Source organism: Nocardioides sp. CFH 31398 (assembly GCF_022436705.1).
GTDB lineage: Bacteria > Actinomycetota > Actinomycetes > Propionibacteriales > Nocardioidaceae > Nocardioides.
On the sequence record NZ_JAKUHT010000006.1, the window covers coordinates 95,350 to 120,196 of the forward strand.

The following is a 24,847-nucleotide window of genomic DNA, read 5'->3' on the forward strand; positions in this document are numbered from 1 at the left end:
ACTAGGACCCGGAGCCGATCCGGGTCATGATGCTGCGGCCCCGGAGCCCTCGCCGGGGCAGGAGGAGTACTCAGCATGAGCGCACCGACCACCGAGCCGCCGGCGTCCTCGTCGGCCCCGAAGCCCGCCGACCGCTACGTCGCCCCGCCCATCAACTGGGTGGTCTTCGGCGTCGCGGGCGGCGTGACCCTGGCGATCACCCTCTGGGCCGTCGTGGCCCCCACCAACGCGGAGGCCACGCTGGCCACGGTCGTGGGGTGGGTGAGCAACAGCCTGGGCTGGTACTACATCCTGCTCGGCACCGTCGTCCTCGGCTTCGTGATCTTCCTGGCCTGCTCCCGGTTCGGACGGGTGAAGCTGGGCCCGGAGCACTCCCAGCCGCAGTACGGCACCTTCTCCTGGGCCGCGATGCTCTTCGCGGCCGGCATCGGCACCGACCTGATGTTCTTCTCGGTCGCGGAGCCGATCACGCAGTACCTCGCCCCGCCGTCCGGCGACCCCGAGACCGTCGAGGCCGCCCGTGAGGCGACGGTCTGGACGCTGTTCCACTACGGCATCACCGGCTGGGCCATGTACGCCGTCATGGGCGTCGCGCTCGCCTACTTCACCTACCGGATGAACCTGCCGCTGGCGATCCGCTCCACGCTGGTCCCGCTGTTCGGCAAGCGGATGCAGGGCGGCCTCGGCGACGCGGTCGACTCCGCCGCCATCCTCGGCACCATCTTCGGCGTCGCGACCACGCTGGGCATCGGCGTCGTCCAGCTGAACTTCGGCCTCTACCTGCTGTTCGGCGTCCCGCAGAACGTCGCCGTCCAGATCGCCATCGCCGTCGTCGGCGTCACCGGGGCGACCATCTCGGCCATCACCGGCGTCGACCGCGGCATCAAGCGCCTGTCCGAGCTCAACGTGTGGCTGACCATCTTCCTGGCCGGCTGGATCCTCGTGACCGGCCGCACGACGTACCTGCTCGACGCGATGGTCCTCAACATGGGCGACTTCGTCCGGCTCTTCCCCGACATGACGATGCAGACCTTCGCCTTCGAGGACACCGGCGACTGGATGAGCCTGTGGACCCTCTTCTTCTGGGCCTGGTGGGTCGCCTGGGCGTGCTTCGTCGGCCTCTTCCTGGCCCGCATCTCGCGCGGCCGCACCATCCGCCAGGTCGTGGCGGGCGCGCTCATCATCCCGTTCCTGTACGTGCTGATGTGGGTGTCGATCTTCGGCAACGCCGCCATCGACATCATCCGCCAGGGCAACGCCGAGTTCGGCGAGAACGCCCTCGCGCTGCCCGAGGTCGGCTTCTACAGCTTCCTCGCCGAGTACCCCGCCTTCGGCTTCATCGCCGGCCTCGCCACCTTCTGCGGCCTGCTGTTCTACGTCAGCTCCGCCGACTCCGGCGCGCTGGTCATGGCGACCCTGTCGTCGCGGGTGGTCGACACCCGCACGGACGGCGGCCGGCGCCTGCGGATCTTCTGGGCCGTCGCGACCGGCGCGCTCACCGTGGCCCTGCTTCTGATGGGCGGCATCTACACGCTGCAGTACGCCACCGTGATCATGGGTCTGCCGTTCGCGATCGTCATGGTGTTCGTGATGGTCGGGCTCTACCGCGCCCTGCGCGTCGAGGCGTACGTCGAGGACACTAGGGCCGGCGTCCTGCAGGGGGCCGTCTCCGGTCGCAGCGACGGCGGCGGGCGCGGCACGCCCTGGCAGGCGCGGCTGCGCCGGGTGATGGCGTTCCCGACCGCGGAGCGGGCCGAGGAGTTCCTCGACGAGGTCGCGCTGCCGGCGCTGACCGAGGTCGCCGAGGAGCTCACCGAGACGGGCGTGGCCGCCTCGGCGTCGCGCGGCGTCGACCCGGAGGGCAGGCCCTGCGTGGAGCTCGTCACCGAGTCGTCGAGCGAGGCCGAGCCGGCGTTCTGCTACCGCGTGGTCCACACCGACGCGGCGATGCCGGCGTACGGCGGGACGATGCCGAGCGACAGGACGACGTACTCGCGTCTCGAGGTGCACCTCCGCCTCGGCGGCGAGGGGTACGACGTCATGGGCTACTCGCACACCCAGCTGATCGACGACGTCCTCGACCAGTACGAGCGGCACCTGACCTTCCTGCGCCTGCACTCCGACGCCTGACGCGGGACCCGCGACGGACGGCCCGCCTCACAGGCCGAGGCGGGCCTCCAGCGCCGGCCGCACGGCGCCCACCGGCAGGTGGCCGTCGCCGACCAGCGCGGCCAGGCCGTGCACGGTGCCCCACAGCGCGTCCGCGAGGGCCGGTGCCCTGGCCGGGTCCTGCCCGCGCGCGGTGAGCAGGTCGGTCACGCACCGCGCCAGCAGCTCCTCGTTCCTCGCGATGAGGACCGCCCGCTCCGGGCTCGGGTCGCCCGGCGGGCAGAGCTCGGGGTCGAAGACGAGGGCGAACGCGTGCGGGTGGGCGGCGGCGTACCCCACGTAGGCCTCGCCCAGGGCGACCAGCCGCGCGTCGGGGTCGTCGTGCGCCGCGACCGCCGTCTCCTGCGCGGCCAGGAAGTCGGCCATGCACCGGTCGCCCGCGGCCTTCAGCAGCTCACCACGGTCGGCGAAGTGGTGGTACGGCGCCGCGTGGCTGACGCCGGCCGCGCGAGCGACCTCGCGCAGGCTCAGGCGGGCGGGCGACTGCTCCTCCACGAGCGTCACCGCCGCGTCGACCAGGGCCGCCCGCAGGTCGCCGTGGTGGTACGCCGCCGCTGATCTTGACACAAGAAAGATCCTACCGCAGGCTGGCTGTGTCCCGATCTTTACAGTGTCAAGAAAGGCAGGCCCCATGTCCCACGTCCTCGTGGTCGACGGCCACCCCGGCCGCGACTCCCTCTGCGCCTCCCTCGCCGCCTCCTACGCCGCCGGCGCCCGGGAGACCGGTGCCGACGTCACCGTGCTGGCGCTCCGCGACCTCTCCTTCGACCCCGACCTGCACACCGGCCGACGGGTCGCCCAGGCGCTCGAGCCAGACCTTGTCCGCGCCCAGCGCGCCCTCGTCGACGCCGACCACGTCGTGGTCGTGACCCCCGTCTGGTGGGGCTCCGTGCCGGCCCTGCTCAAGGGCTTCCTCGACCGCACCCTCGAGAGCGGGTGGGCCTACCGCTACCGCGACAACGGGCTGCCGCAGGGCCTGCTGGCCGGTCGCACGGCCCGCGTGGTGGTCACGACGGACTCGCCCGGGTGGTGGCTGCGGGTCCTGATGGGGGACACGACCGTCCGCCAGCTCGTCCGCAGCACGCTGCGGTTCTGCGGCCTGCGGAAGGTCCGGACCACCCGCATCGGCGCCGTCCACGGCAGCGACGAGACCCGTCGCGCGGCGTGGCTCGAGGAGGTCGCCGGGCTCGGCCGGCGCGACGCCGCCCGACCCGCCCGCGCCGACAAGGCGGTGCCGCCCCGGCGTCCCGCGGAGGGTCGGGCGGAGACCTCCCCGGCGGCCTGAGGGGGAGCACCCGGTGTCGGCGGGCGGACGTAGGCTGGGAAGCCTCATGACCCCTCCCGGCACCGACCTCGACACCATCCCGGGCCTCGAGTACGACGACCCGCGCCCCGACAGCGGCCCGGGGTCGAAGCGGCGCTCCGGGCCGACCCGGGACGAGCTGCTGGAGGGCCTCAACGGACCCCAGCGCGAGGCCGTCCAGCACGCGGGCACGCCGCTGCTGGTCGTGGCGGGGGCGGGGTCGGGCAAGACCCGGGTGCTGACGCGGCGGATCGCCTGGCTGATCTCCGAGCGGGGCGCCCACCCGGGGTCCATCCTGGCCATCACCTTCACCAACAAGGCCGCGGCCGAGATGAAGGAGCGGGTCAGCGAGCTCGTCGGCAACCGCGCCCGCATCATGTGGGTCTCGACCTTCCACTCCGCGTGCGTGCGGATCCTCCGCAAGGAGATCCACGTGCTCGGCTTCAAGTCGAACTTCTCGATCTACGACGCCGCCGACTCCCGCCGCCTCATGCAGCTGGTCTGCACCGACCTCGAGCTCGACCCGAAGCGCTACCCGCCCCGCGCCGTCCTGAACTGGGTCTCCGACGCCAAGAACGAGCTCAAGGACGCCGACGACGCCGCGAAGGGGGCCGAGAACGCGCTCGAGGAGAACTACGCCAAGGCGTACGCCGTCTACCAGCGGCGCCTGCGCGAGGCCCACGCGCTGGACTTCGACGACCTGATCATGACGACGGTGCGCCTGCTCGCGGCGTACCCGGAGGTCCGCGAGGTCTACCGCCGCCGCTTCCGGCACGTGCTGGTCGACGAGTACCAGGACACCAACCACGCGCAGTACGCCCTCATCGGCCAGCTGTGCGCGCCGAACCCCGAGGGCGACGACGGCGTCGACGCCCGCGTGCCGCCCAGCGAGCTCATGGTCGTCGGCGACGCCGACCAGTCGATCTACGCCTTCCGCGGTGCCGACATCCGCAACATCAACGACTTCGAGTCCGACTTCCCGGACGCCGAGACCATCCTGCTCGAGCAGAACTACCGCTCGACCCAGACCATCCTCGAGGCCGCGAACGGCGTCATCGGCCACAACCGGGAGCGCCGGGAGAAGCGGCTGTGGTCCGACTCGGGCCAGGGGGAGCGGATCGTCGGGTACGTCGCGGACGACGAGCGCGACGAGGCCCGGTTCGTCTCCGAGGAGATCGACGCGCTGACCGACTCGGGCGACGTCCGGGCCGCGGACGTCGCGGTGTTCTACCGGACCAACGCGCAGTCCCGGGTGCTGGAGGAGGTCTTCATCCGCACCGGGCAGCCCTACAAGGTCGTCGGCGGCGTGCGGTTCTACGAGCGCCGGGAGGTCCGTGACGCGCTGGCGTACCTGCGGATGCTGGTCAACGCCGCCGACGAGATCTCGCTGCGGCGGGTCCTCAACGTGCCCAAGCGCGGCATCGGCGACCGGGCCGAGGCGTGCGTGCAGGCCTTCGCCGAGCGGGAGCGGATCACTTTCTGGGAGGCGCTGCAGCGCGCCGACGAGGCCCCCGGCGTCGCCACCCGCTCGCTGAAGGCGATCCAGGGCTTCGTGCGGATGGTCGAGGAGCTCCAGGCCATGGTCGAGGCGGGGGAGCGGGCGGACGTCGTCCTCGAGTCCGTGCTCGCCCGGTCGGGCTACCTCGAGGAGCTGGAGGAGTCCGAGGACCCCCAGGACCACACCCGCGTCGAGAACCTCGCTGAGCTCGTCGCGGTGGCCCGGGAGTTCGCCGAGGACCCGGTCGCCGGGCCGTCCGCCGACCCCGCCGACGTCGAGGCCGGCGAGGTGGCGCCGACGCTCGCCGACTTCCTCGAGCGGGTCGCACTGGTCGCGGACACCGACCAGATCCCCGACGCACCCGACGCCGAGGACGGCGAGGACCCGGGCGTCGTCACCCTGATGACGCTGCACACCGCGAAGGGCCTCGAGTTCCCCGTCGTGTTCCTCACCGGGATGGAGGACGGGATCTTCCCCCACATGCGGGCCCTGGGCGGCGACCGCAAGGAGCTGGAGGAGGAGCGCCGGCTCGCGTACGTCGGCGTCACCCGCGCCCGCCGGCGGCTCTACGTGTCGCGGGCCGTCGTCCGGTCGGCCTGGGGCGCCCCCGCCCACAACCCGGCGTCACGGTTCCTCGACGAGCTGCCCGTCGACCTCGTCGACTGGCGCCGCACCGAGGCCGCGCAGACCCAGTGGACCCGCCGCGACGAGGCGTCCTGGTCACCCGCGGCCCGGGGCCTCGGCGCGCCGACCGCCGCCGGCCGCCGCAACTTCTCCAGCGCGGCCGCCCGCGCGGACGCCGCGTCGAAGTCGCGCCCGGCCCGCGCCGTCCCCGCGCTCGACCCCGGCGACCGCGTCCTCCACGACTCCTTCGGCATGGGCACGGTCGTCACCGTCGAGGGCTCCGGCGACAAGTCCGTCGCGAGCATCGACTTCGGCTCCGAGGGCGTCAAGCGCCTGCTGCTGCGCTACGCGCCGGTGGAGAAGCTCTGACCGCAGCGCCGCTCACCGACCGTTCCGGAGCGCTGCGGCGGCCTGCGGCTCACCACGCTAGGCAGGGGAGCCGTCGGGTAGCGGGGCGAGCCCACCGCGCCAGGCTGCTGCTCACCCACCCAGCGTGGTGAACCGCGGAGCGGCGCGGCTGCCACCCGATGCTCACCACGCTAGCCAGGCGAGCCGTCGGGTAGCGGGGCGAGCTCGCCGCGCCAGGCTGCTGCTCACCTACCCAGCGTGGTGAACCGCGGAGCGGCGCGGCGGACGCGGGACGGAAGGCTCAGACCGTGACGCCGTGGACGGCGAGCGCCTCGGCCGGGTCGACCGGGTCGCCGGCGCCGGGGCGCACCTCGAGGTGCAGGTGGGGGCCGGTCGAGTTGCCGGTGGAGCCCACGGTGCCGATCTGGTCGCCCGCGGCGACGGTGTCGCCGGTGTTCACCGTGATCGACGTCTGGTGGCAGAACCACAGCTCGGTGCCGTCGTCCAGCGTGATGACGGTCTTGTTGCCGTAGGCGCCGTCGTACCCGGTCTCGGTCACGGTGCCGTTGGCGACGGCGACGATCGGCGTACCGGTGGGCGCCGCGAAGTCGAGGCCGGTGTGGTAGCCGGAGGAGTAGTACGAGCGGGCCAGCCCGAAGGTGTTGGTCAGGCGGTAGCCGGTGACGGGCAGGACCCAGCGGTTGAGGGCGAGCTCGTCGGCCTGCTCCTCGGCCTGCTGCGCGAACTGCTGCAGGGCGGCGTTGCGCTGCTCGGCCTGCTGCTCGGCCTGCTCGACCTCCTTGTCCGCGGCGGCGTCCTCGAGGGCGTCGCGGGCGGAGTCGCGGGAGACGGCGGCCTGGCGCGAGCGCAGCAGGTCGGAGCTGGCGGTGCCGCTCTTGCCGCTGGCGGCGTTGGCCGGGGCGTACTGGGCCAGGTCGTTGGCGACGACGTCCGCGCTGTCGACGGCCCCGGCGGTCACGGCGCCGGCGCCGGAGACGGCGAGGGCGGTGACGCCGACCAGCAGCGGCGCGGACGGGAGGGCGGAGACGACACCAGTGCGACGTGCGGCAGGACGCTCGGCCCTGCGCTTGCCCCCGGCCTGGCGGGCCGGCGGAGTCGCCGAGGAGTCAGCGCGGCGGGGGCCGCGGCGGTCTGCTCGGTGATTGCCCATGGGCAGGTGAATCCCTAGAAGCTCGGGTGCGGGGGCGGCGTGCGCGCGGGGGAACGGCACGGCGACGACCGACTGTAACGGAGGTGCCACGCGGACCGAAATCCGCACCGACGCACACGTGGACGAACGGGGGAGCCCCCGGTGCGGTCACGGGACCGGGGCCCGGAGTGACGGAGCACACGTGTCGCGGCCCGTCCCCCGGCATGGCCCGGCGCGCCGCGGCGGGACTAGGGTGCCGGACGGACCAGAGCGCCCGCACGGAGCGTACGGAGCGCCGCGAGCAGACCCGGACAGGATGCAGACGTGGACCTGATGGAGTACCAGGCGAAGGAGCTCTTCGCCAAGCACGGAGTGACGACGACGCTCGGCACGGTCGTGACGACCGCCGAGGAGGCGCGCGCCGCGGCCGAGGAGATCGGTGGCGTCACCGTCATCAAGGCCCAGGTCAAGGCCGGAGGTCGCGGGAAGGCCGGTGGCGTCAAGATCGCCAAGACGGCGGACGAGGCCCAGCAGCACGCCGAGGCCATCCTCGCGCTCACCATCAAGGACCTGCCGGTCAACCGCGTCCTCGTGACGCCCGCGACCCCGCCGGTGGAGGAGTACTACTTCTCCTTCCTGCTCGACCGCTCCAACCGCTCGTACCTCTGCATCGCCAGCGTCGAGGGCGGCGTGGAGATCGAGGAGGTCGCCAGGACCAACCCCGACGCGGTCAAGCAGATCCCGGTGGACGCCGGGCAGGGCGTGGACGACGCCAAGGCCGCCGAGATCGTCGACGAGGCCGGCTTCCCGGCCGAGCTGCGCGACCAGGCGATCACCATGGTCAAGGCGCTGTGGACGGTCTTCACCGAGGAGGACGCGACCCTCGTCGAGGTCAACCCGCTGGCCCGTCTCGAGGGCGACAAGCTCGAGGCGCTGGACGGCAAGGTCTCCCTCGACGAGAACGCGGAGTTCCGTCACACCGACCACGCCGGCTTCGAGATCCGCGAGGAGACCGACGCCCTCGAGGCGAAGGCCAAGGACAAGGGCCTCAACTACGTCAAGCTCGACGGCCAGGTCGGCATCATCGGCAACGGTGCGGGCCTCGTGATGAGCACCCTCGACGTCGTCGCCTACGCCGGCGAGAAGCACGGTGGCGTCAAGCCCGCCAACTTCCTCGACATCGGCGGTGGCGCGAACGCCCAGGTGATGGCCGACGGCCTCGACGTGATCCTCAACGACGAGCAGGTCCGGAGCGTCTTCGTGAACGTCTTCGGCGGCATCACCGCCTGCGACGAGGTCGCCAACGGCATCAAGGGCGCGCTGGAGATCCTCGGCGACGACGCGACGAAGCCGCTCGTCGTCCGCCTCGACGGCAACAACGTCGACAAGGGCCGGGCGATCCTCGACGAGCTGAACCACCCGCTCGTGACGCAGGTGGACACCATGGACGGCGCGGCCGACAAGGCCGCCGAGCTGGCGAACGCCTGAGGAGCGCGACGATGTCGATCTACCTGAACCAGAACTCCAAGATCATCGTCCAGGGCATGACCGGTGGCATGGGCTCCAAGCACACCACCCTCATGGTCGAGTCCGGCTCGAACATCGTCGGCGGCGTCAACGCCCGCAAGGCCGGCACCAGCGTCGAGCTCGGCGGCAAGGACCTCCCGGTCTTCGGCTCCGTCGAGGAGGCGATGAAGGAGACCGGCGCGAACGTCTCCGTCGTCTTCGTGCCCCCGGCCTTCACCAAGGACGCGTGCATCGAGGCCATCGACGCCGGCATCGAGCTGCTCGTCGTCATCACCGAGGGCGTGCCGGTGCAGGACAGCGCCGAGGTGTTCGCCTACCTCGAGGGCAAGTCCACCCGGATGATCGGCCCGAACTGCCCCGGGATCATCACCCCCGAGGAGTCGCTGGCCGGCATCACGCCCCACACCATCGCCGGCAAGGGCCCCATCGGCCTGGTGTCGAAGTCGGGCACGCTGACCTACCAGATGATGTTCGAGCTGCGGGACTTCGGCTTCACCACCGCCATCGGCATCGGCGGCGACCCGGTCATCGGCACCACGCACATCGACGCCCTCGCGGCGTTCGAGGCCGACCCCGAGACCGAGGCCATCGTGATGATCGGCGAGATCGGCGGCGACGCCGAGGAGCGTGCGGCCGACTACATCAAGGCCAACGTGACCAAGCCGGTCGTCGGCTACGTCGCCGGCTTCACCGCCCCGGAGGGCAAGACGATGGGCCACGCCGGCGCCATCGTCTCCGGCTCGTCCGGGACCGCGCAGGCCAAGAAGGAGGCCCTCGAGGCCGCCGGGGTCAAGGTCGGCAAGACGCCGTCCGAGACCGCTGCGCTGATGCGGGAGATCCTGCAGTCGCGCTGAGGTGAGCCTCACCGCGCACGACGGGGCCCGGACGCCGCACGGCGTCCGGGCCCCGTCGCGTCCCGCCCCGGCGCTCGTCGCGCCCCGACCGGTGCGTGGGGAGCGGGGGCTCAGAGGCCGGGGGTGGCGCCGAGGCGGACCTGGGCGCGGGTGACCAGGTCGGTGAAGGCCGTCTGGTCGACGGGGGTGCCGGCCGGCACGTAGCCGACCTGGCCGACGGCACGGCCGTTGCGGACGACGCCCATGAGGAACTCCACGCTGCGGTTCTCCGACAGCTCCGTGGTCACCCGCCAGGCGAGGCGCTGACCGGTGTCGTCGGTCTCGTCGAGGATCACCTCGACCTCGGAGCCGAGCTGGTCGTCCTCGCAGGCGTCCATCCGGCCGCGGACGCCGTCGACGAAGCCCTGGGCCCCGACGTCGCGGGGGAACAACCCGACGGTCTCGGTGAGGCCGAACTCGTCGGGCAGGGAGCTGCCGGGGACGACGAAGGTGCGGGTGAGGTCGTCGGTGATCGGCTCCGCCGAGAAGTCGGTCTCGTCGCAGCTCGTCGCGGCCGTGTTGACGTCCGCCGGGGCCGGGTCGGTGCCGACCCAGGGCTGGTCGACGTCCTCGACCGGGGGCAGGTCGAGCGTGCCGAGCATCCCGCCGGCGGGCCCGCCCAGGGGGAGCGGTGCGGTGATCTCGGTGGCGGGCGGGCCGGCGCACCGACCGGCGCCGTCGAGCCCGCACAGCCCGTTGACGGCGGTCGCCAGCAGCGTGGTCAGCGGCGCGCGCACCGGGCGGTCGGCGCTCTGCACCGAGCGCGCGAGGGTCGTCACGGTGCGGCCGCTGCGGGCCACGCCCACGGTGTGGGTGGTCACCGGGTCGTCGTAGGAGCGCAGCACGAAGAGCGTCGCCTGCTCGCCGACGTCGGTGACCTTCTCGGTCGCCAGCAGCTGCACCCGGTCGGCGGCGCACGCGGCGAACCACCGCGTCGTCGTCCGGTACGCCGCCCGGGCGTCGTCCTCGGAGGCCGACAGCTCCGTCATCTGGGTGAGGTCGATGCGGGCGGGGCCGTCCTGGCGGCCGCCGTCGGGGAGGTCGGAGCGGAACTGCCGCACCAGCGCCTCCTCGCCGTCGGGGTCGGCGTACCGCGCCCCCTGGCAGGGCAGGACGAGCCCGTCGCCGGTGGTGTTGTCGCTGGTCGAGCGCAGCCGCCACGGCCGGTCGGGCCACAGGCGCGAGGCCTGGTCGCGGTCGAGCAGCCGACGTGCCTCCAGGCCCGCGTCGCGGCCGGCGGCCTGCTGGGCGCCGACGCCGCCGTTGACCCCGGCGAGGCGCTCGGTCTCGAGCGAGGGCCGCAGGCCGTCGGAGTCGGTGACGAGGACGCCGCTGGCCACCAGGGCGCCCGTGACCAGGACGGCGCCCGCGACGACGTGCAGCCGGCGCCGGGTGGTGCCGGCGCGCCGCACGATGGTCACGCGGGGCCAGCGCACGGACTCCGCGGCGCTCGAGAGCGGCTCGAACAGCGCGCTGACGGACGTCGAGGGCACCCCGCGGTGCAGCGAGAGGTTCGCGGTGGCCGACTGGAGCTCGCGCTCCACCGTCGGCTGGACCAGCGCCAGCTCCTGCGCGATCTGCGGGAGCGTCAGCGAGGCCTGGTGGGCCAGGATCAGGACCTTGCGCTGGGTGAGGCTGAGCTTGCCCAGCGCCTCCAGGGTCGCCCGGACCTCCTCGTCGAGGCCCCGCTCGCGGTGGAAGGGCCGGGTCGTGCTGCGGCGCAGCGCCGACGCCCAGGCCTGCGGGCGGACGACGCTCTCGGGGTCCTCGTGGCGCGACACCTTGCGCCAGCGGTGCCACGCGGAGACGTAGGCGTCCCGGACGGCACGACGTGACGCCGGGAGGTCACCGGTCAGGGCCCACGTCTGGACGAGCAGGCGGTGCCGGCCCTCGGCGTAGAACGCGTCGAAGTCGGGCGGGGAAGTCATGGCAGCCGTCCACGGTACCGATGGGGCCCACCGCGGCGCGAACCCGAGCGTCTGCGGCGTGGGTCCCCGCGGCGGGGGCCGGTGCGGGACAGGATGGTCGGCCATGACCTCCCTGCTGCCGAACCCCGGCCGCACCCGGGACCGCGGCGACTCCCCGGGCGGGACCGGCGACGCCGCGGGACCGGCGACGCCCTTCCCGGGAGCCCGTCCGCTCACGCTGGTCGCGCTGCTCGCGGGTGCGCTGGCGGCCGCGGCGACGCTGACGGTCTGCCTGGCGCTGGGCGTCCTGGGGTGGTTCCTCGTGGACTCCGGCGCCCACGGGACGCCGGGGGAGGCGCTCCGCCTGGCCTCGGTCGGCTGGCTGGTCGCGCACGGGTCCGCCGTCACCGTCCAGGGCAGCCTGGTCACCCTCGTGCCGCTCGGGCTGACGGCGCTCGCCGCGTGGACCACGTGGCGCGCCGCCGTCCGCTCCGGCGAGCTCCTCGCCGGCCACGGCCCCGACGTCCACCGCCTCGGCGACGGCGAGCGGGACTGGACCGTGCTCGTCGCCTCGACCCTCTTCGCCGCCGGGTATGTCGTCGTGGCCGTCGTGACCGTCGTCCTCGCGGCGACGCCCGGGACCGGGCCGTCGACCGTCCGCGCGATCGCCGGTGCGCTGGCCCTGTCGCTGCTCGTGGGGGCGCCGGGCATCGCCGTCGGCTCCGGCCGCGCCGCGCTCTGGGTCAGCCAGCTGCCGCCGGCCGTCCCGGCCGCCGTCGCGGCCTGCGGCCGCCTGCTCGTCGCCGTGGCTGCCGCCTGCGGCGTCACCGTGCTGGTCGCCGTCGTCCTCGCCTTCGACGACGTCGTCAACGTCTTCGCCCGCCTGCACACCGGCACCGGGGAGGCCGTCACGCTGGTCGTCCTCTGCCTGGTCGTGCTGCCGAACGCCGCGGTGTACGCCGGGTCGTGGCTGCTCGGGCCCGGGTTCGCCGTCGGCACCCAGACGCTGGTCTCTCCCGGGCTCGTCGTGGTCGGCCCGCTGCCGCTGTTCCCGCTCGCCGGCGCCGTGCCCGCGGGCGGCGGCACCGCGCCGTGGGGGATCGCCGCCCTGGCCGTCCTGCCGGTCGTCGCCGTGTGGGCGGTCTCCCGGGCCCTGCGACGCCACCCCACGACCCGCTGGGACGACGGCGCCCTCCGGGGCTGTGCCGCCGGGCTGCTCGCCGGACTGGCGCTCGGGCTGCTCGCGTGGCTGGCCTCCGGCGCGGTCGGCCCGGGCCGGATGACCGAGATCGGGCCCGCCCCCGTCGCGGTCGTGCTGCACGCCGTCCCCGCCCTCGGCCTCGGGGGGCTCCTCGGGGGGCTGCTCGCGACGTGGCGCCACCGCCGCGCGACCGCCTGAGACCCGACGACCCTCCGCCACTACAGTGAGCCGGTGCCCTCGCGAAGCCCCGCGCGACTCGTCGTGCTCGTCTCCGGGACCGGCACCAACCTCGCGGCACTGCTGCACGCCTGCGCCGAGCCGTCGTACGGCGCCGTCGTGGTCGCCGTCGGCGCGGACCGCCCCGGCATCGCCGCGCTCGAGCGTGCCGAGGCAGCAGGGGTGCCCACCTTCGTGCACCGCGTCCGGGACTTCGACACCCGCGAGGCCTGGGACGCCGCGATGGTTGGGTCGGTGGGGTCGTTCGAGCCGGACCTGGTGGTGTCGGCCGGGTTCATGAAGCTGGCCGGTCCCGCGTTCCTCGACGCGTTCGGCGGCCGCTACCTCAACACCCACCCCGCCCTGCTGCCGTCGTTCCCCGGCATGCACGGCGTCGCGGACGCCCTCGCGCACGGCGTGAAGGTCACCGGGGCGACGCTGTTCGTGGTCGACGCCGGCGTCGACACCGGGCCGATCCTCGCGCAGGTGGCCGTGCCCGTCCTCGACGACGACGACGAGGACTCCCTCCACTCCCGCATCAAGACGGCCGAGCAGGCGATGCTCGTCGAGCACGTCGGCCGGCTGGCCCGCGAGGGTCTCGACAGGAAGGTCAGCACCGGATCATGAGCACCACCACGAGCGGCGACGGCACGAGCGAGGCTCGCGTCCCCCTGCGCCGGGCCCTCGTCTCGGTCTTCGACAAGTCCGGTCTCGAGCAGCTCGTCCGCGGCCTCGCCGACGGCGGCGTCGAGCTGGTCTCCACCGGCGGCTCCGCCCGGCTCATCGAGTCGGTCGGCCTGCCCGTCACGAAGGTGGAGGACCTCACCGGCTTCCCCGAGTGCCTCGACGGCCGCGTGAAGACGCTGCACCCCCGCGTGCACGCCGGGATCCTGGCCGACCGCCGCCTGCCCGACCACGTCAGCCAGCTCGAGGACCTCGGCGTGGAGCCGTTCGACCTCGTCGTGTCGAACCTCTACCCCTTCACCGACACCGTCGCGTCCGGTGCCGGCTTCGACGAGTGCGTCGAGCAGATCGACATCGGCGGCCCGTCGATGGTGCGCGCCGCCGCGAAGAACCACCCCTCGGTCGCCATCGTGACCAGCCCGGCGGCGTACGGCGCGACGCTGGAGGCGCTGGCCGCCGGCGGGTTCACCCTCGACCAGCGCCGCCGCCTCGCCGCGGAGGCCTTCGCGCACACCGCGGCGTACGACGTGGCGGTGGGCCGCTGGTTCGCCGAGCAGGTCGAGCCCGACGGCTGGCCCGCCTTCACCGGCGCCGCCCTCCACCGCGGCAGCACGCTGCGCTACGGCGAGAACCCGCACCAGCAGGCCGCGCTCTACCTCGACGGCACCGGCGGGCTCGCGGAGGCCGAGCAGCTCGGCGGCAAGGAGATGTCGTACAACAACTACGTCGACACCGACGCCGCCTGGCGCGCCGCGCACGACCACGACGGCCCCGCCGTCGCGATCATCAAGCACGCCAACCCCTGCGGCATCGCCGTCGGCTCCGACGTCGCTGACGCCCACGCGAAGGCCCACGCCTGCGACCCCACCTCGGCCTTCGGTGGCGTCATCGCGACGAACCGCCCGGTGAGCGTCGCCATGGCCACCCAGGTCGCTGAGGTCTTCACCGAGGTGCTCGTCGCCCCGGCCTACGAGGACGGCGCGGTCGAGGTGCTCGCCGCGAAGAAGAACCTGCGGATCCTGCGCTGCTCCACCCCGCCGACCGCCGCCGCCCTCGAGCGCCGTCCGATCTCCGGCGGCGAGCTGGCCCAGGAGCGCGACGTCTTCCAGGCCGACGGCGACGACCCCGCGGGCTGGACCCTGGCCACCGGCGAGGCGGCGTCCGACGAGGTGCTCGCCGACCTCGCCTTCGCCTGGCGCGCGGTGCGCGCCGTGAAGTCCAACGCGATCCTCCTCGCCTCCGACGGCGCCTCCGTGGGGGTCGGGATGGGCCAGGTCAACCGCGTCGACTCCTGCCGCCTGGCCGTCGAGCGGGCCGGTGAGCGTGCCGCCGGGTCGGTGGCCGCCTCTGACGCGTTCTTCCCGTTCGAGGACGGCCCCCAGGTCCTCATCGACGCCGGGGTCCGCGCCATCGTGCAGCCCGGCGGGTCCAAGCGGGACCAGCTGACGATCGACGCCGCGAACGCCGCCGGCGTGACGATGTACTTCACGGGCACGCGCCACTTCGCCCACTGAGCCAACCCCGGCCCACCCGGGCCGACCCAGACAGGGAGCCCCCATGACCGCCCAGACCCTCGACGGCAAGGCGACGCTCGCCACTATCCTCGACGAGCTGCGCGGCCGGGTCGCCGCGTTGCGCGAGCGCGGCGTCGTCCCCGGCCTGGCGACCGTGATGGTGGGGGAGGACCCCGGCAACCAGTGGTACGTCGGAGCGAAGCACAAGGACTGCGCGAAGGTCGGGATCGAGTCGTTCCGCCACGACCTGCCGTCCGGCACCTCGCAGGCCGAGGTCGAGGCGCTCATCGACGACCTCAACGCCGACGACCGGGTCACCGGCTTCATCGTCCAGCAGCCGACGGGCCTCGACGAGTTCCGTCTGCTGTCGCGCGTCTCCCCGGAGAAGGACGTCGACGGTCTCCACCCGGTCAACCTCGGCAAGCTCGTCCTCGGTGAGCCCGGCCCGCTGCCGTGCACCCCGGTCGGCTGCCTCGACCTGCTGCGCCGCCACGGGGTCGAGCTGGCCGGCGCGGAGGTCGTCGTCGTCGGCCGTGGCCTGACCGTCGGTCGTCCGCTCGGGCTGCTGCTGACCCGTCGTAGCGAGAACGCCACGGCGACCCTGTGCCACACCGGGACCCGCGACCTCGCCGCCCACGTCCGCAACGCCGACGTCGTCGTCGCCGCGGCGGGCGTCCCGGGGATCATCTCGGGCGACATGGTCAAGCCCGGCGCCGCCGTCCTCGACGTCGGGGTCTCGCGGGTCGACGGGAGGATCGCGGGCGACGTCGCGGACGACGTCTGGGACGTCGCGGGGTGGGTCTCCCCGAACCCCGGCGGGGTCGGGCCGATGACCCGGGCGATGCTCCTGGAGAACGTCGTCTCCCTCGCGGAGCGGTCCGCGGCACGGCAGGCCGGGTGACGGCCCTCCCGATGTCCGACGCCAGCCCACCGACCGCCCCCGACGAGGAGCCCGACGAGACCCCCGACGGTCCTGCCGGCGACGCCCCGGAGGACGCCCCGGAGGAGCCGGCCCGGTTCTACCCCTCGACGGTGGGCGGCGCGCTGTACCTGCTGGTGATGGCCGCGACCGCGGCCGGGATCGTCGTCGTCGGCCTGGGTCCGTGGCGGACCGGCGTCCGCATCCTCGCCGGGGCCCTGCTGGCGGCCGCGGCGCTGCGGTTCGTGCTGCCGAGCAAGGACGCCGGGATGCTCGCCGTCCGGCACCGCGCGTTCGACACCGTGCTGCTGACGGTGCTGGGCGGGGTGCTGGTGTTCCTGACGTACTCGATCCCCGACCAGCCCGTCTGAGACGGGCCGATCGGGGATCGGTGGTGGTGCGGTGACCCGGCCGGCTCGTTCCTCGCCGAACGAGGCGGTCAGATGAGCCCGAGGTCCTTCACGGCGTCGCGCTCCTCGGCCAGCTCGGCGACGGAGGCGTCGATCCGGCCGCGCGAGAAGTCGTCGATCTCGAGGCCCTGGACGATCTCCCAGTCCCCGTTGCTCGTGGTCACCGGGAAGGACGACACGATCCCGGCCGGGACGTCGTAGCTGCCGTCGGAGACGACCGCCATGGAGACCCAGTCGTCGGCGGCGGAGCCGGTCAGCCAGTCGCGGGCGGCGTCGATCGTCGCGGAGGCGGCGGACGCGGCCGAGGACGAGCCCCGCGCCTCGATGATGGCGGCGCCGCGCTTGGCGACGGTGGGGATGAAGTCGTCCTCGATCCAGCCCTGGTCGCCGACGACCTCGGCGGCGTTGCGGCCGCCGACCTTCGCGTGGAACAGGTCGGGGTACTGCGTCGCCGAGTGGTTGCCCCAGATGGTCATGTGGCTGATGTCGGTGACGGGGGCGCCGGTCTTCGCCGCGAGCTGGCTGATGGCGCGGTTGTGGTCGAGGCGCGTCAGCGCGGAGAAACGCTCGTCCGGGATGTCGGGGGCGTTCGTGCACGCGATGAGGGCGTTGGTGTTGGCCGGGTTGCCGGTCACGCCGATGCGGACGTCGTCCGCGGCGACCTTGTTCAGCGCCTTGCCCTGCGCGGTGAAGATCGCGCCGTTGGCCTCGAGGAGGTCGCCGCGCTCCATGCCCTTGGTGCGCGGGCGGGCGCCGACCAGCAAGGCGAGGTTGACGCCGTCGAACACCGTCTCGGCGTCGTCGCCGATCTCGACGCCGGCGAGCGTCGGGAACGCGCAGTCGTCGAGCTCCATCACGACGCCCTCGAGCGCCTTCAGCGCCGGGGTGATCTCCAGCAGCCGCAGCTCCACCGGGCGGTCGGGGCCGAGCAGGGCGCCGCTGGCCAGGCGGAACAGCAGGCTGTAGCCGATCTGACCGGCGGCACCGGTGACGGCGACCTTGAACGGGGCTGCGCTCACGACGTACTCCTCCGTGGTGCGGACCCGTCCGGGCCCGCGAAGTCGGGTTCTGGTCCGCCCGCGAACCTAGCAGCGCGCGGCCGCGCCTGCCGTGTCGGTCCGCGGCCTCTGGGATGCTTCGCAGCATGAGGCACGACGGCCGACGGCGGGCGGCTGCAGTCAGCGTGGTGGGGGCCCTGCTCCTGGCCGGGTGCGGCGGCACCCCGCCGGTCAGCCCGACCGCCGGCGTGGACGAGCTGACCATCCCGACGCCGGACCCCGACCCGTACGACTTCACGGCCCGCGTCGACCACCCGCTCTTCCCGCTGGTGGACGACCCGACCTGGACGTACGAGGGTCCGCAGGGCAGCAGCGTCGAGCTCAGCGTCGACGGCACCGACCTCGTCGACGGCGTCGAGGTCACCACGGTGCGCCGGGTGCTCCTCGACCGCCGCGGCCGCACGGTGGGGGAGCGGCGCTCGTCGTTCGCGCAGGACAACGACGGCAACGTGTGGTCCTTCGGCCGCGAGGTCCTGGAGGGCGACGGCGAGTCGTGGGAGGCCGGCACGGACGGCGCCGAGGCCGGCCTGCTCCTCCCGGCCACGCCGCGGGTGGGTGACGCCTGGCTCCAGCAGGAGTCGTCCGCGCTCACCACCACCGTCGAGGTGCTCGAGCTGGACGCCCGTGTCCCCGCCCTCGGCGGTCAGGTGGAGGCCGTCGCCACCCGCGACCAGGCCACCGGCACCGAGGTCGACGAGGACGTCGTCCGCTACTACGCCCCCGGCGTGGGCATCGTCCGCGTCGAGGACGCCGTCACCGGTGAGCCGCTCCTGGAGCTGACCGAGGTCGACCGCTCCTAGACCGACCGGTCACCGGAGCGCTCCAAAATCATGGAGCGGTCTCAGGGCTGGTCGGGGCGCATCCGGGTGTGGTCGTCGTCCCGGGCGGGCCCGCCGGACGGCGGGGAGTAGGGCTGCTGCTGGTAGCCCTGGTCGCCGTACGGCTGCTGCGCCTGGCCGGCCTGGCCCTGCCACCCGCCCTGCTCGCCGTACTGCTGCTGTGGGTGCTGGGGCTGCTGGGGCTGCTGGGGCTGCTCGTAGTAGCCGCCCTGCTGCGGGGGCTGCCCCGGCTGGTTCTGCCACCCGCCCTGCTGGTCGTAGTAGCCCTGCTGCCCGGGCTGCTGGCCCCACGCCTGCTGGTCGCCGTAGCCGGGCTGGCCGTAGTAGGCGCCCTGCTGGGCGTTCCAGGCGGCGTACTGGTCGTCACCGCGCGACCGCCGTGCGCCGCCACCGAGCCTGAGCCCGGAGCCGGCGACCGCCTCGCGGTCGCGGCCGAACAGCAGCGGGTAGGTGAGGCCGGCGACCGCGGCGCCGATCAACGTCGCGACCAGGATGACCAGACCCGAGACCACGGCGTCGACCCCGCCGAAGAGGTTCGTCGCGATCGCGCGGGCCGGGTTGGCGACGCCGCCCGTGGCGGACGAGCCCGCGAAGACGATCGCGCCGTAGCCCAGGCCGATGGCCAGCGGCGCGACGCCGCGGTGCTCGTGGCGCTCGTCGGTCACCGAGAGCACGAGGTAGACGAAGAGCACGGTGAGGACGACCTCGAGCAGGATGGCCGCCCACCAGGCGATCCCGGAGAAGTCGTCCCCGAAGCCGACGAGGAACAGCGACGCCGAGGCGTCCGAGCCGTCGTAGCCGAGGGCGAGGACGAAGAGCAGCAGGCCGGCCAGGACGCCGCCGGCCAGCTGCACGCCGACGTAGGTCCCGGCGTCCCGCCACGCCATCCGCCCGGAGAGGGCCGCCGCGATCGACACCGCGGGGTTGAAGTGCCCGCCCGACAGGCGCGAGAAGGCGTAGCCGGCCGCGGCGAGCGCGAGGGCGAAGGCGAGGGCGTTGGCGCCCGCGGGGCCGAAGTCACCGCCGAAGCCGCCCAGGTCCTCCGTGCTGAGCGCCGCGTAGGCGAAGGCGCTCGCGCCCCCGCCCAGGAGGATCAGCAGGAAGGTGCCGAGCCCCTCCGCGGCGAGGCGCTGCACGAGCGACACGGGCGCGGCCGCCCCGTCGACGGTGCCGGCGGGCTGGCTCGCCGCCGGGGAGGAGCCGGGGTTGGTCGTCATGGGCCGACAGTAGCGCCGTACGGGCGTTGCCGAGGCGTACCGCGGGCTGGAAGGGTGGGGAAGCGGGGTCCGGTATCTTGACGTCGAGATGTCCGGATCGCCCCGGGCCCGACGCCGTCGACGAAGCAGGAGCTGCACTGCGCATGTCCACGATCATCTACACGCACACCGACGAGGCGCCGCTGCTGGCGACGTACTCGTTCCTTCCGATCGTGCAGGCGTACGCCGCGCAGGCCGGGGTCGAGCTCGAGACGCGCGACATCTCGCTCGCCGGCCGCATCCTGGCGCAGTTCGCCGACCGGCTCCCCGCCGACCAGCAGGTCCCCGACGCCCTCGCGGAGCTCGGTGAGCTCGCCGAGAAGCCCGAGGCCAACATCATCAAGCTGCCCAACATCTCCGCCTCCGTGCCGCAGCTGAAGGCCGCGATCAAGGAGCTGACCGAGCAGGGCTTCGACCTCCCGGCGTATCCCGAGAACCCGTCGTCGGAGGAGGAGAAGGAGGTCCGCGCCCGCTACGACCGCGCGAAGGGCTCCGCGGTGAACCCGGTCCTGCGCCAGGGCAACTCCGACCGCCGCGCGCCCGCCGCGGTCAAGGGCTACGCGAAGAAGTACCCCCACCGCATGGGCGAGTGGAGCAGCGACTCGAGGACCGCCGTCGCCACGATGGGCAAGGACGACTTCCGCTCCAACGAGGAGTCCGTCGTCGTGGACGGCGAGGACACCCTCAGCATCGTCCACGTCGCGGCCGACGGGACCGAGACCGTCCTCAAGGACGACGTGAAGGTCCTCCCCGGCGAGGTCGTCGACTCGACGTACATGGACGTCGCCGCGCTGCGCCGCTTCCTGACCGAGCAGATCGCCCGGGCCAAGGCCGAGGACGTCCTGTTCTCCGTCCACCTCAAGGCCACGATGATGAAGGTCTCCGACCCGATCCTCTTCGGCCACGCCGTCCAGGCGTTCTTCCCCACCCTGTTCGAGCAGTACGGCGAGCAGCTGCGCGCCGCGGGCATCTCGCCCAACGACGGGCTCGGCGCGCTGCTGTCGGCGACGAAGGACCTGCCGGACGGCGAGGCCATCGAGGCCGCCGTGAAGCAGGGCCTCGCCGACGGCCCGCGCATGGCGATGGTCGACGACCGCAAGGGCATCACGAACCTGCACGTGCCGTCCGACGTCATCATCGACGCGTCGATGCCGGCGATGATCCGCACCTCCGGCCACATGTGGGGCCCGGACGGCCAGGAGGCCGACTGCCTCGCCGTCATCCCCGACTCGTCGTACGCCGGCGTCTACCAGACGGTGATCGAGGACTGCCAGGCCCACGGCGCCTTCGACCCGTCGACGATGGGCTCCGTGCCGAACGTCGGCCTCATGGCCAAGGCGGCCGAGGAGTACGGCTCCCACGACAAGACGTTCGAGGTCCCGGCGGCCGGCCGCATGGAGGTCCGCAGCTCCGGTGGCGACGTCCTCATGAGCCACGACGTCCAGCCCGGTGACATCTGGCGCGCCTGCCAGACCAAGGACGAGTCGATCCGGGACTGGGTGAAGCTCGCCGTCACCCGCTCGCGGGCCTCCGGCGCCCCCGCCGTGTTCTGGCTCGACGAGACCCGCGCCCACGACGCGAACCTCATCGCCAAGGTGAACGAGTACCTGGGCGACCACGACACCGACGGCCTGACGATCGAGATCATGGCGCCGGCCGAGGCCTGCGCGTACTCGCTCGAGCGCATCCGCCGCGGCGAGGACACCATCTCGGTGACCGGCAACGTGCTGCGCGACTACAACACCGACCTCTTCCCGATCCTCGAGGTCGGCACCAGCGCGAAGATGCTGTCGATCGTCCCGCTGATCAACGGCGGCGGCCTGTTCGAGACCGGCGCCGGCGGCTCCGCGCCGAAGCACGTGCAGCAGCTCATCGAGGAGAACTACCTGCGCTGGGACAGCCTCGGGGAGTTCTTCGCGCTCGCCGCGTCGTTCGAGCACCTCGCCGGGTACGCCGACAACCCGCGCGCGCAGGTCCTGGCGGACACGCTCGACCGCGCCACGGGCACCTTCCTGGACCGCGACAAGTCGCCCACCCGCAGGATCGGCGGCATCGACAACCGCGGCTCGCACTTCTACCTGGCGCTCTACTGGGCCCAGGAGCTGGCGGGCCAGTCGGACGACGCCGAGCTCGCCGCCGCCTTCGGCCCGCTCGCGGAGACGCTGACGGCGCAGGAGGAGACCATCGTCGCCGAGCTGAACGGCGTCCAGGGCTCGCCCGCCGACATCGGCGGCTACTTCCGCCCCGACGGCGACAAGGCCGACGCCGTGATGCGTCCGTCGAAGACCCTCAACGAGGCGCTCGCCTCGCTGGGCTGAGGCCGTACGGCACGGCCGGCGCGGGTGCTGCTCACCACCGGGCGAGCAGCACCCCGCCGGCCAGCAGCAGGATCGACGCCCCGATCACGAAGAAGACCGAGAGCACCAGGCCGAGGAACACCGCGGCGACCGGGCCGGTGGGCGCGGTCGCCGGGGTCGACCGGTCCGGGTCGGACGGGTCGACGAGCACGTCGATCCGGCGGACGCCGGAGGTCTCGTCCATCCACACCGAGCCGAGCGGGCCGCTCCCGGTGCGCTCGACCCCGTCCGGGCCGCGGTAGGTGTAGCGGCCGACGACGACCGTCCGTCGGCTGTCGCCGGCACCCCGGCTCTCGACGCGGGTGGCGGTGACGACGCCCTGGACCGGCGTCCAGGTCCGGCGCCGCCGTGAGGACCGCAGGGCCCCGACGAGGACCACGGTGGGCAGGGCGACGAACGCCGCCGCGATCAGCAGCGGGATCAGCAGGAACACCCAGGGGGCTCCGTCGAGCAGCGTGGACACGTCCGTGAGTCTGCCCACATCGGGCCGTCTGATGCCGATGCGGGGAATCGCAGCAGCGTCCCGCAGGCTGGGAGGACCATGAGCGCCCCCACCCTCGACGCTGCTGCGCGCCCGGACGACCCCACCACGGTCGGTCCCCGGCGCGTCGCCCTGGCGATCCTGGCGCTGGCGACCGGTGGTTTCGCCATCGGCACCACCGAGTTCGTCTCGATGGGCCTGCTCCCCGAGATCGCCGCCGGGGTCGGGGTCTCCATCCCGTCCGCCGGGCACCTGATCTCGGCGTACGCGCTCGGCGTCGTCGTCGGTGCGCCCGTGCTGGCCTACGTCGGCGCCCGCCTGCCGCGCCGCGCCCTGGCGCTCGCCCTCATGGCCGCGTTCGTGGTCGGCAACGTCGGCAGCGCCGTGGCGTCGTCGTACGGGCTGCTGCTGACGGCGCGCTTCGTCGCCGGTTTGCCCCACGGGGCGTTCTTCGGCGTCGCCTCCCTCATCGCCGCGTCGCTGGTCGCGGAGTCCCGCAAGGGCCGGGCGGTGGCGATGGTGATGCTCGGCCTGTCCGTCGCGAACGTGGCCGGCGTGCCGCTCGGCACCTGGCTCGGGCAGAACGTCGGGTGGCGCGAGGTCTACTGGCTGGTCGCCGTCCTCGGGGCGATCACGGTGACGCTCACCGCCTTCTTCGTGCCGCGCCGCCCCGGCGACCCGACCGCCAGCGGCCGCAACGAGCTCAGCGCCTTCGCGCAGCCGCAGGTCTGGCTGACGCTGCTGGTCGGCGCCGGCGGGTTCGGCGGCATGTTCGCCGTCTACACCTACATCGCGGAGACCGTGACGGACGTCGGCGGCCTGGGCTCGGGCGCCGTCCCGGCGTTCCTGCTGGCCTACGGCCTGGGGATGGTCGCCGGTACCTGGGTCGCCGGCGAGCTCGCGGACCGGTCGGTGATGCGCGCCCTGTTCGTCGGGAGCATCGGCATGGGGCTCTCGCTCCTGGTCTTCTACCTGGTGGCGCCCGCCGGCTGGTGGGGCATGCCCGCGGTGTTCGTCATCGCCGTCATGGCCTCGGTGCTCGCCGTGAACCTCCAGCTGCGGCTCATGGCCGTCGCCGGCAGGGCGCAGACGCTCGGCGCCGCCATGAACCACGCCTCGCTCAACACCGCGAACGCCCTCGGCGCCTGGCTGGGCGGCCTCGTCATCGCGGCCGGCCTCGGCTACCGCGCCCCCGCGCTGGTCGGTGCTGCGCTGTCGGTGTTCGGCCTCGTCGTGCTCCTCGTCTCCGCCGCGCTCGAGCGGCGTACGTCGACCCCCGCCGCCTGAGGCGCCGCCGCTGCCGCGCCTCTGGCGCGGGTGGAGGTGCGAGGGCCCTGGACAGTCGTCGCGCTCGCGGGGCAGGCTGCCGGGATGCGCCGTCTCGGGACCGCCCTCGCCCCTGCCTGTCTCGCCGCGGGTCTCGCCCTGCTCGCCCCGGCCGCCGTGGCGGCGCCCGGTGACGGGGCCGGGAAGCCCCCGCGGGGAGGGCTGACCCTCGAGCAGACCGTCGTCGACCCCGACCAGAGCTTCCGCGGCCTCGACGCCGTCGACCGTCGTACGGCGTGGGTCGCGGGCGGGAGCGTGTCGGGCGGCGCCGGCTCGGTGCACCGCACCTCCGACGGCGGACGCACCTGGGTCGACGTGACCCCGCCCGGGGTCGAGGGCCTCCAGCTCCGCGACGTCGAGGTCACCGGGCGCCGGTCCGCCGTCGCCCTGTCGATCGGCGAGGGGGAGGCCTCCCGGGTCTTCCGCACCACCGACGACGGGAGGACCTGGAGCGAGACGTTCCGCAACACCGAGCCCACCGCGTTCTACAACTGCGTCGACTTCTTCCCCGGCGGCGAGGTCGGGCTCGCGGTGTCCGACCCGGTCGACGGCCGCTTCCGGATCATCCGCACCACCGACGGCGGTGCCTCCTGGCGGGTCCTGCCCGACGCAGGCATGCCCGACTCCACCGGCGAGGCGAACTTCGCCGCCTCCGGTGACTGCCTGGTCACCCACGGGCGCGAGGCCTCGTTCGGCACCGGCGGCGACCGGTCCCGGGTGTTCACGAGTCGCGACCGCGGCCTGACGTGGACGGCGACGGACTCGGCGATCCCGGCCGGTGAGGCCGCCGGGGTGTTCGGCCTGGTCTTCCGCGGCGCCCACGGGGTCGCCGTCGGCGGCGACTTCTCGGAGCCCACGGACGGCGTCGACGCGACCTCGACGAGCTCGCCGCCGCGGCGGGGCTGGACGAGCGGTGGCGACCTGACGCACCTCGCTGAGGACGCCGCCTTCGTCCGCGGCCGGACGCTGCTCGCGACCGGGGAGTCCGGGGACGTCGCCGGGACCAGCCTCTCGACGGACGGCGGCCGCTCGTGGCGGTTCCTGACCGACGTCGGCTTCCACACCCTCGACTGCGCCGGCGACGCCTGCTGGGCCGCCGGGGGCGGCGGCCGCGTCGCCCGCGTCACGGCGCGCTGAGCGGGCGCCGGGGACACCGGCCTCGTGCTG

General features: G+C 73.7%; 20 protein-coding genes. 14 read left to right on the plus strand and 6 right to left on the minus strand.

The window, feature by feature from the left end; genetic code table 11:
- Nucleotides 1-75: 75 nt before the first annotated feature.
- Nucleotides 76-2,130, plus strand: coding sequence for a choline BCCT transporter BetT (gene betT, locus MJ876_RS07205; RefSeq protein ID WP_240235563.1), 2,055 nt, complete (start codon nucleotides 76-78; stop codon nucleotides 2,128-2,130).
- 27 nt (nucleotides 2,131-2,157) lie between these two features.
- On the opposite strand, the gene MJ876_RS07210 is transcribed toward betT, so the two are convergent.
- Nucleotides 2,158-2,736 (minus strand): TetR/AcrR family transcriptional regulator, encoded by a 579-nt coding sequence (locus tag MJ876_RS07210; protein WP_240235564.1) that lies wholly within the window; start codon nucleotides 2,734-2,736, stop codon nucleotides 2,158-2,160.
- 64 nt (nucleotides 2,737-2,800) lie between these two features.
- On the opposite strand from MJ876_RS07210, the gene MJ876_RS07215 reads away from it, so the two are divergent.
- On the plus strand, nucleotides 2,801-3,454 hold the full coding sequence (locus tag MJ876_RS07215) for an NAD(P)H-dependent oxidoreductase (RefSeq protein WP_240235565.1): 654 nt from the start codon (nucleotides 2,801-2,803) through the stop codon (nucleotides 3,452-3,454).
- A gap of 46 nt (nucleotides 3,455-3,500) precedes the next feature.
- On the plus strand, nucleotides 3,501-5,963 hold the full coding sequence (gene pcrA, locus MJ876_RS07220) for a DNA helicase PcrA (RefSeq protein WP_240235566.1): 2,463 nt from the start codon (nucleotides 3,501-3,503) through the stop codon (nucleotides 5,961-5,963).
- A gap of 280 nt (nucleotides 5,964-6,243) precedes the next feature.
- Here pcrA and MJ876_RS07225 read toward each other — a convergent pair whose 3' ends face one another.
- The gene (locus MJ876_RS07225; RefSeq protein ID WP_240235567.1) at nucleotides 6,244-7,113 is read right to left on the minus strand and encodes a M23 family metallopeptidase; all 870 of its coding nucleotides are present in this window, start codon (nucleotides 7,111-7,113) and stop codon (nucleotides 6,244-6,246) included.
- Nucleotides 7,114-7,416: 303 nt separating this feature from the next.
- On the opposite strand from MJ876_RS07225, the gene sucC reads away from it, so the two are divergent.
- Together sucC and sucD are read left to right on the plus strand one after the other, a co-directional pair.
- Nucleotides 7,417-8,580: an ADP-forming succinate--CoA ligase subunit beta gene (gene sucC, locus MJ876_RS07230; protein WP_240235568.1), complete on the plus strand. Its 1,164-nt coding sequence runs from the start codon at nucleotides 7,417-7,419 to the stop codon at nucleotides 8,578-8,580.
- Nucleotides 8,581-8,591: 11 nt separating this feature from the next.
- Nucleotides 8,592-9,473: a succinate--CoA ligase subunit alpha gene (gene sucD / locus MJ876_RS07235; protein WP_240235569.1), complete on the plus strand. Its 882-nt coding sequence runs from the start codon at nucleotides 8,592-8,594 to the stop codon at nucleotides 9,471-9,473.
- Between the two features lie 110 nt (nucleotides 9,474-9,583).
- Here the strand turns inward: sucD and MJ876_RS07240 are convergent, their stop codons facing one another.
- A complete protein-coding gene (locus MJ876_RS07240) occupies nucleotides 9,584-11,440 on the minus strand; it encodes a hypothetical protein (RefSeq protein WP_240235570.1) in 1,857 nt (618 codons plus the stop codon).
- A gap of 103 nt (nucleotides 11,441-11,543) precedes the next feature.
- Here MJ876_RS07240 and MJ876_RS07245 point away from each other — a divergent pair, with 103 nt between their 5' ends.
- Genes MJ876_RS07245 through MJ876_RS07265 form a run of 5 tightly spaced genes read left to right on the plus strand, consistent with a single transcriptional unit; the run spans nucleotide 11,544 to nucleotide 16,324 of the window.
- Entirely contained in the window at nucleotides 11,544-12,818 is a 1,275-nt protein-coding gene (locus tag MJ876_RS07245; protein ID WP_240235571.1) for a DUF6350 family protein, read from the plus strand.
- Nucleotides 12,819-12,851: 33 nt separating this feature from the next.
- Nucleotides 12,852-13,463, plus strand: coding sequence for a phosphoribosylglycinamide formyltransferase (gene purN, locus MJ876_RS07250; protein WP_240235572.1), 612 nt, complete (start codon nucleotides 12,852-12,854; stop codon nucleotides 13,461-13,463).
- Nucleotides 13,460-15,034 carry a bifunctional phosphoribosylaminoimidazolecarboxamide formyltransferase/IMP cyclohydrolase gene (gene purH, locus MJ876_RS07255; protein WP_240235573.1) on the plus strand — a complete coding sequence of 525 codons (1,575 nt, stop codon included), beginning with the start codon at nucleotides 13,460-13,462 and terminating at the stop codon, nucleotides 15,032-15,034. Before purN ends, purH begins: the two co-directional genes overlap by 4 nt.
- Before the next feature lie 43 nt (nucleotides 15,035-15,077).
- Complete coding sequence (locus MJ876_RS07260; protein ID WP_240235574.1) at nucleotides 15,078-15,935, plus strand: bifunctional methylenetetrahydrofolate dehydrogenase/methenyltetrahydrofolate cyclohydrolase; 858 nt, start codon at nucleotides 15,078-15,080, stop codon at nucleotides 15,933-15,935.
- Nucleotides 15,936-15,946: 11 nt separating this feature from the next.
- A complete protein-coding gene (locus tag MJ876_RS07265; RefSeq protein WP_240235575.1) occupies nucleotides 15,947-16,324 on the plus strand; it encodes a DUF3017 domain-containing protein in 378 nt (125 codons plus the stop codon).
- Between the two features lie 68 nt (nucleotides 16,325-16,392).
- Here MJ876_RS07265 and MJ876_RS07270 read toward each other — a convergent pair whose 3' ends face one another.
- Nucleotides 16,393-17,382, minus strand: a complete 990-nt coding sequence (locus MJ876_RS07270; RefSeq protein ID WP_240235576.1) for a malate dehydrogenase — start codon at nucleotides 17,380-17,382, stop codon at nucleotides 16,393-16,395.
- A 125-nt stretch (nucleotides 17,383-17,507) separates the two neighbouring features.
- On the opposite strand from MJ876_RS07270, the gene MJ876_RS07275 reads away from it, so the two are divergent.
- On the plus strand, nucleotides 17,508-18,221 hold the full coding sequence (locus MJ876_RS07275; protein ID WP_240235577.1) for a hypothetical protein: 714 nt from the start codon (nucleotides 17,508-17,510) through the stop codon (nucleotides 18,219-18,221).
- 41 nt (nucleotides 18,222-18,262) lie between these two features.
- Here MJ876_RS07275 and MJ876_RS07280 read toward each other — a convergent pair whose 3' ends face one another.
- Nucleotides 18,263-19,477 (minus strand): MIP/aquaporin family protein, encoded by a 1,215-nt coding sequence (locus tag MJ876_RS07280; protein ID WP_240235578.1) that lies wholly within the window; start codon nucleotides 19,475-19,477, stop codon nucleotides 18,263-18,265.
- A gap of 143 nt (nucleotides 19,478-19,620) precedes the next feature.
- On the opposite strand from MJ876_RS07280, the gene MJ876_RS07285 reads away from it, so the two are divergent.
- On the plus strand, nucleotides 19,621-21,834 hold the full coding sequence (locus MJ876_RS07285) for an NADP-dependent isocitrate dehydrogenase (RefSeq protein WP_240235579.1): 2,214 nt from the start codon (nucleotides 19,621-19,623) through the stop codon (nucleotides 21,832-21,834).
- Between the two features lie 31 nt (nucleotides 21,835-21,865).
- Here the strand turns inward: MJ876_RS07285 and MJ876_RS07290 are convergent, their stop codons facing one another.
- Nucleotides 21,866-22,336, minus strand: a complete 471-nt coding sequence (locus MJ876_RS07290; RefSeq protein WP_240235580.1) for a DUF3592 domain-containing protein — start codon at nucleotides 22,334-22,336, stop codon at nucleotides 21,866-21,868.
- 78 nt (nucleotides 22,337-22,414) lie between these two features.
- On the opposite strand from MJ876_RS07290, the gene MJ876_RS07295 reads away from it, so the two are divergent.
- Together MJ876_RS07295 and MJ876_RS07300 are read left to right on the plus strand one after the other, a co-directional pair.
- A complete protein-coding gene (locus MJ876_RS07295; protein ID WP_240235581.1) occupies nucleotides 22,415-23,641 on the plus strand; it encodes an MFS transporter in 1,227 nt (408 codons plus the stop codon).
- 84 nt (nucleotides 23,642-23,725) lie between these two features.
- A complete protein-coding gene (locus tag MJ876_RS07300; protein ID WP_240235582.1) occupies nucleotides 23,726-24,817 on the plus strand; it encodes an oxidoreductase in 1,092 nt (363 codons plus the stop codon).
- The last annotated feature ends 30 nt before the right edge of the window (nucleotides 24,818-24,847 follow it).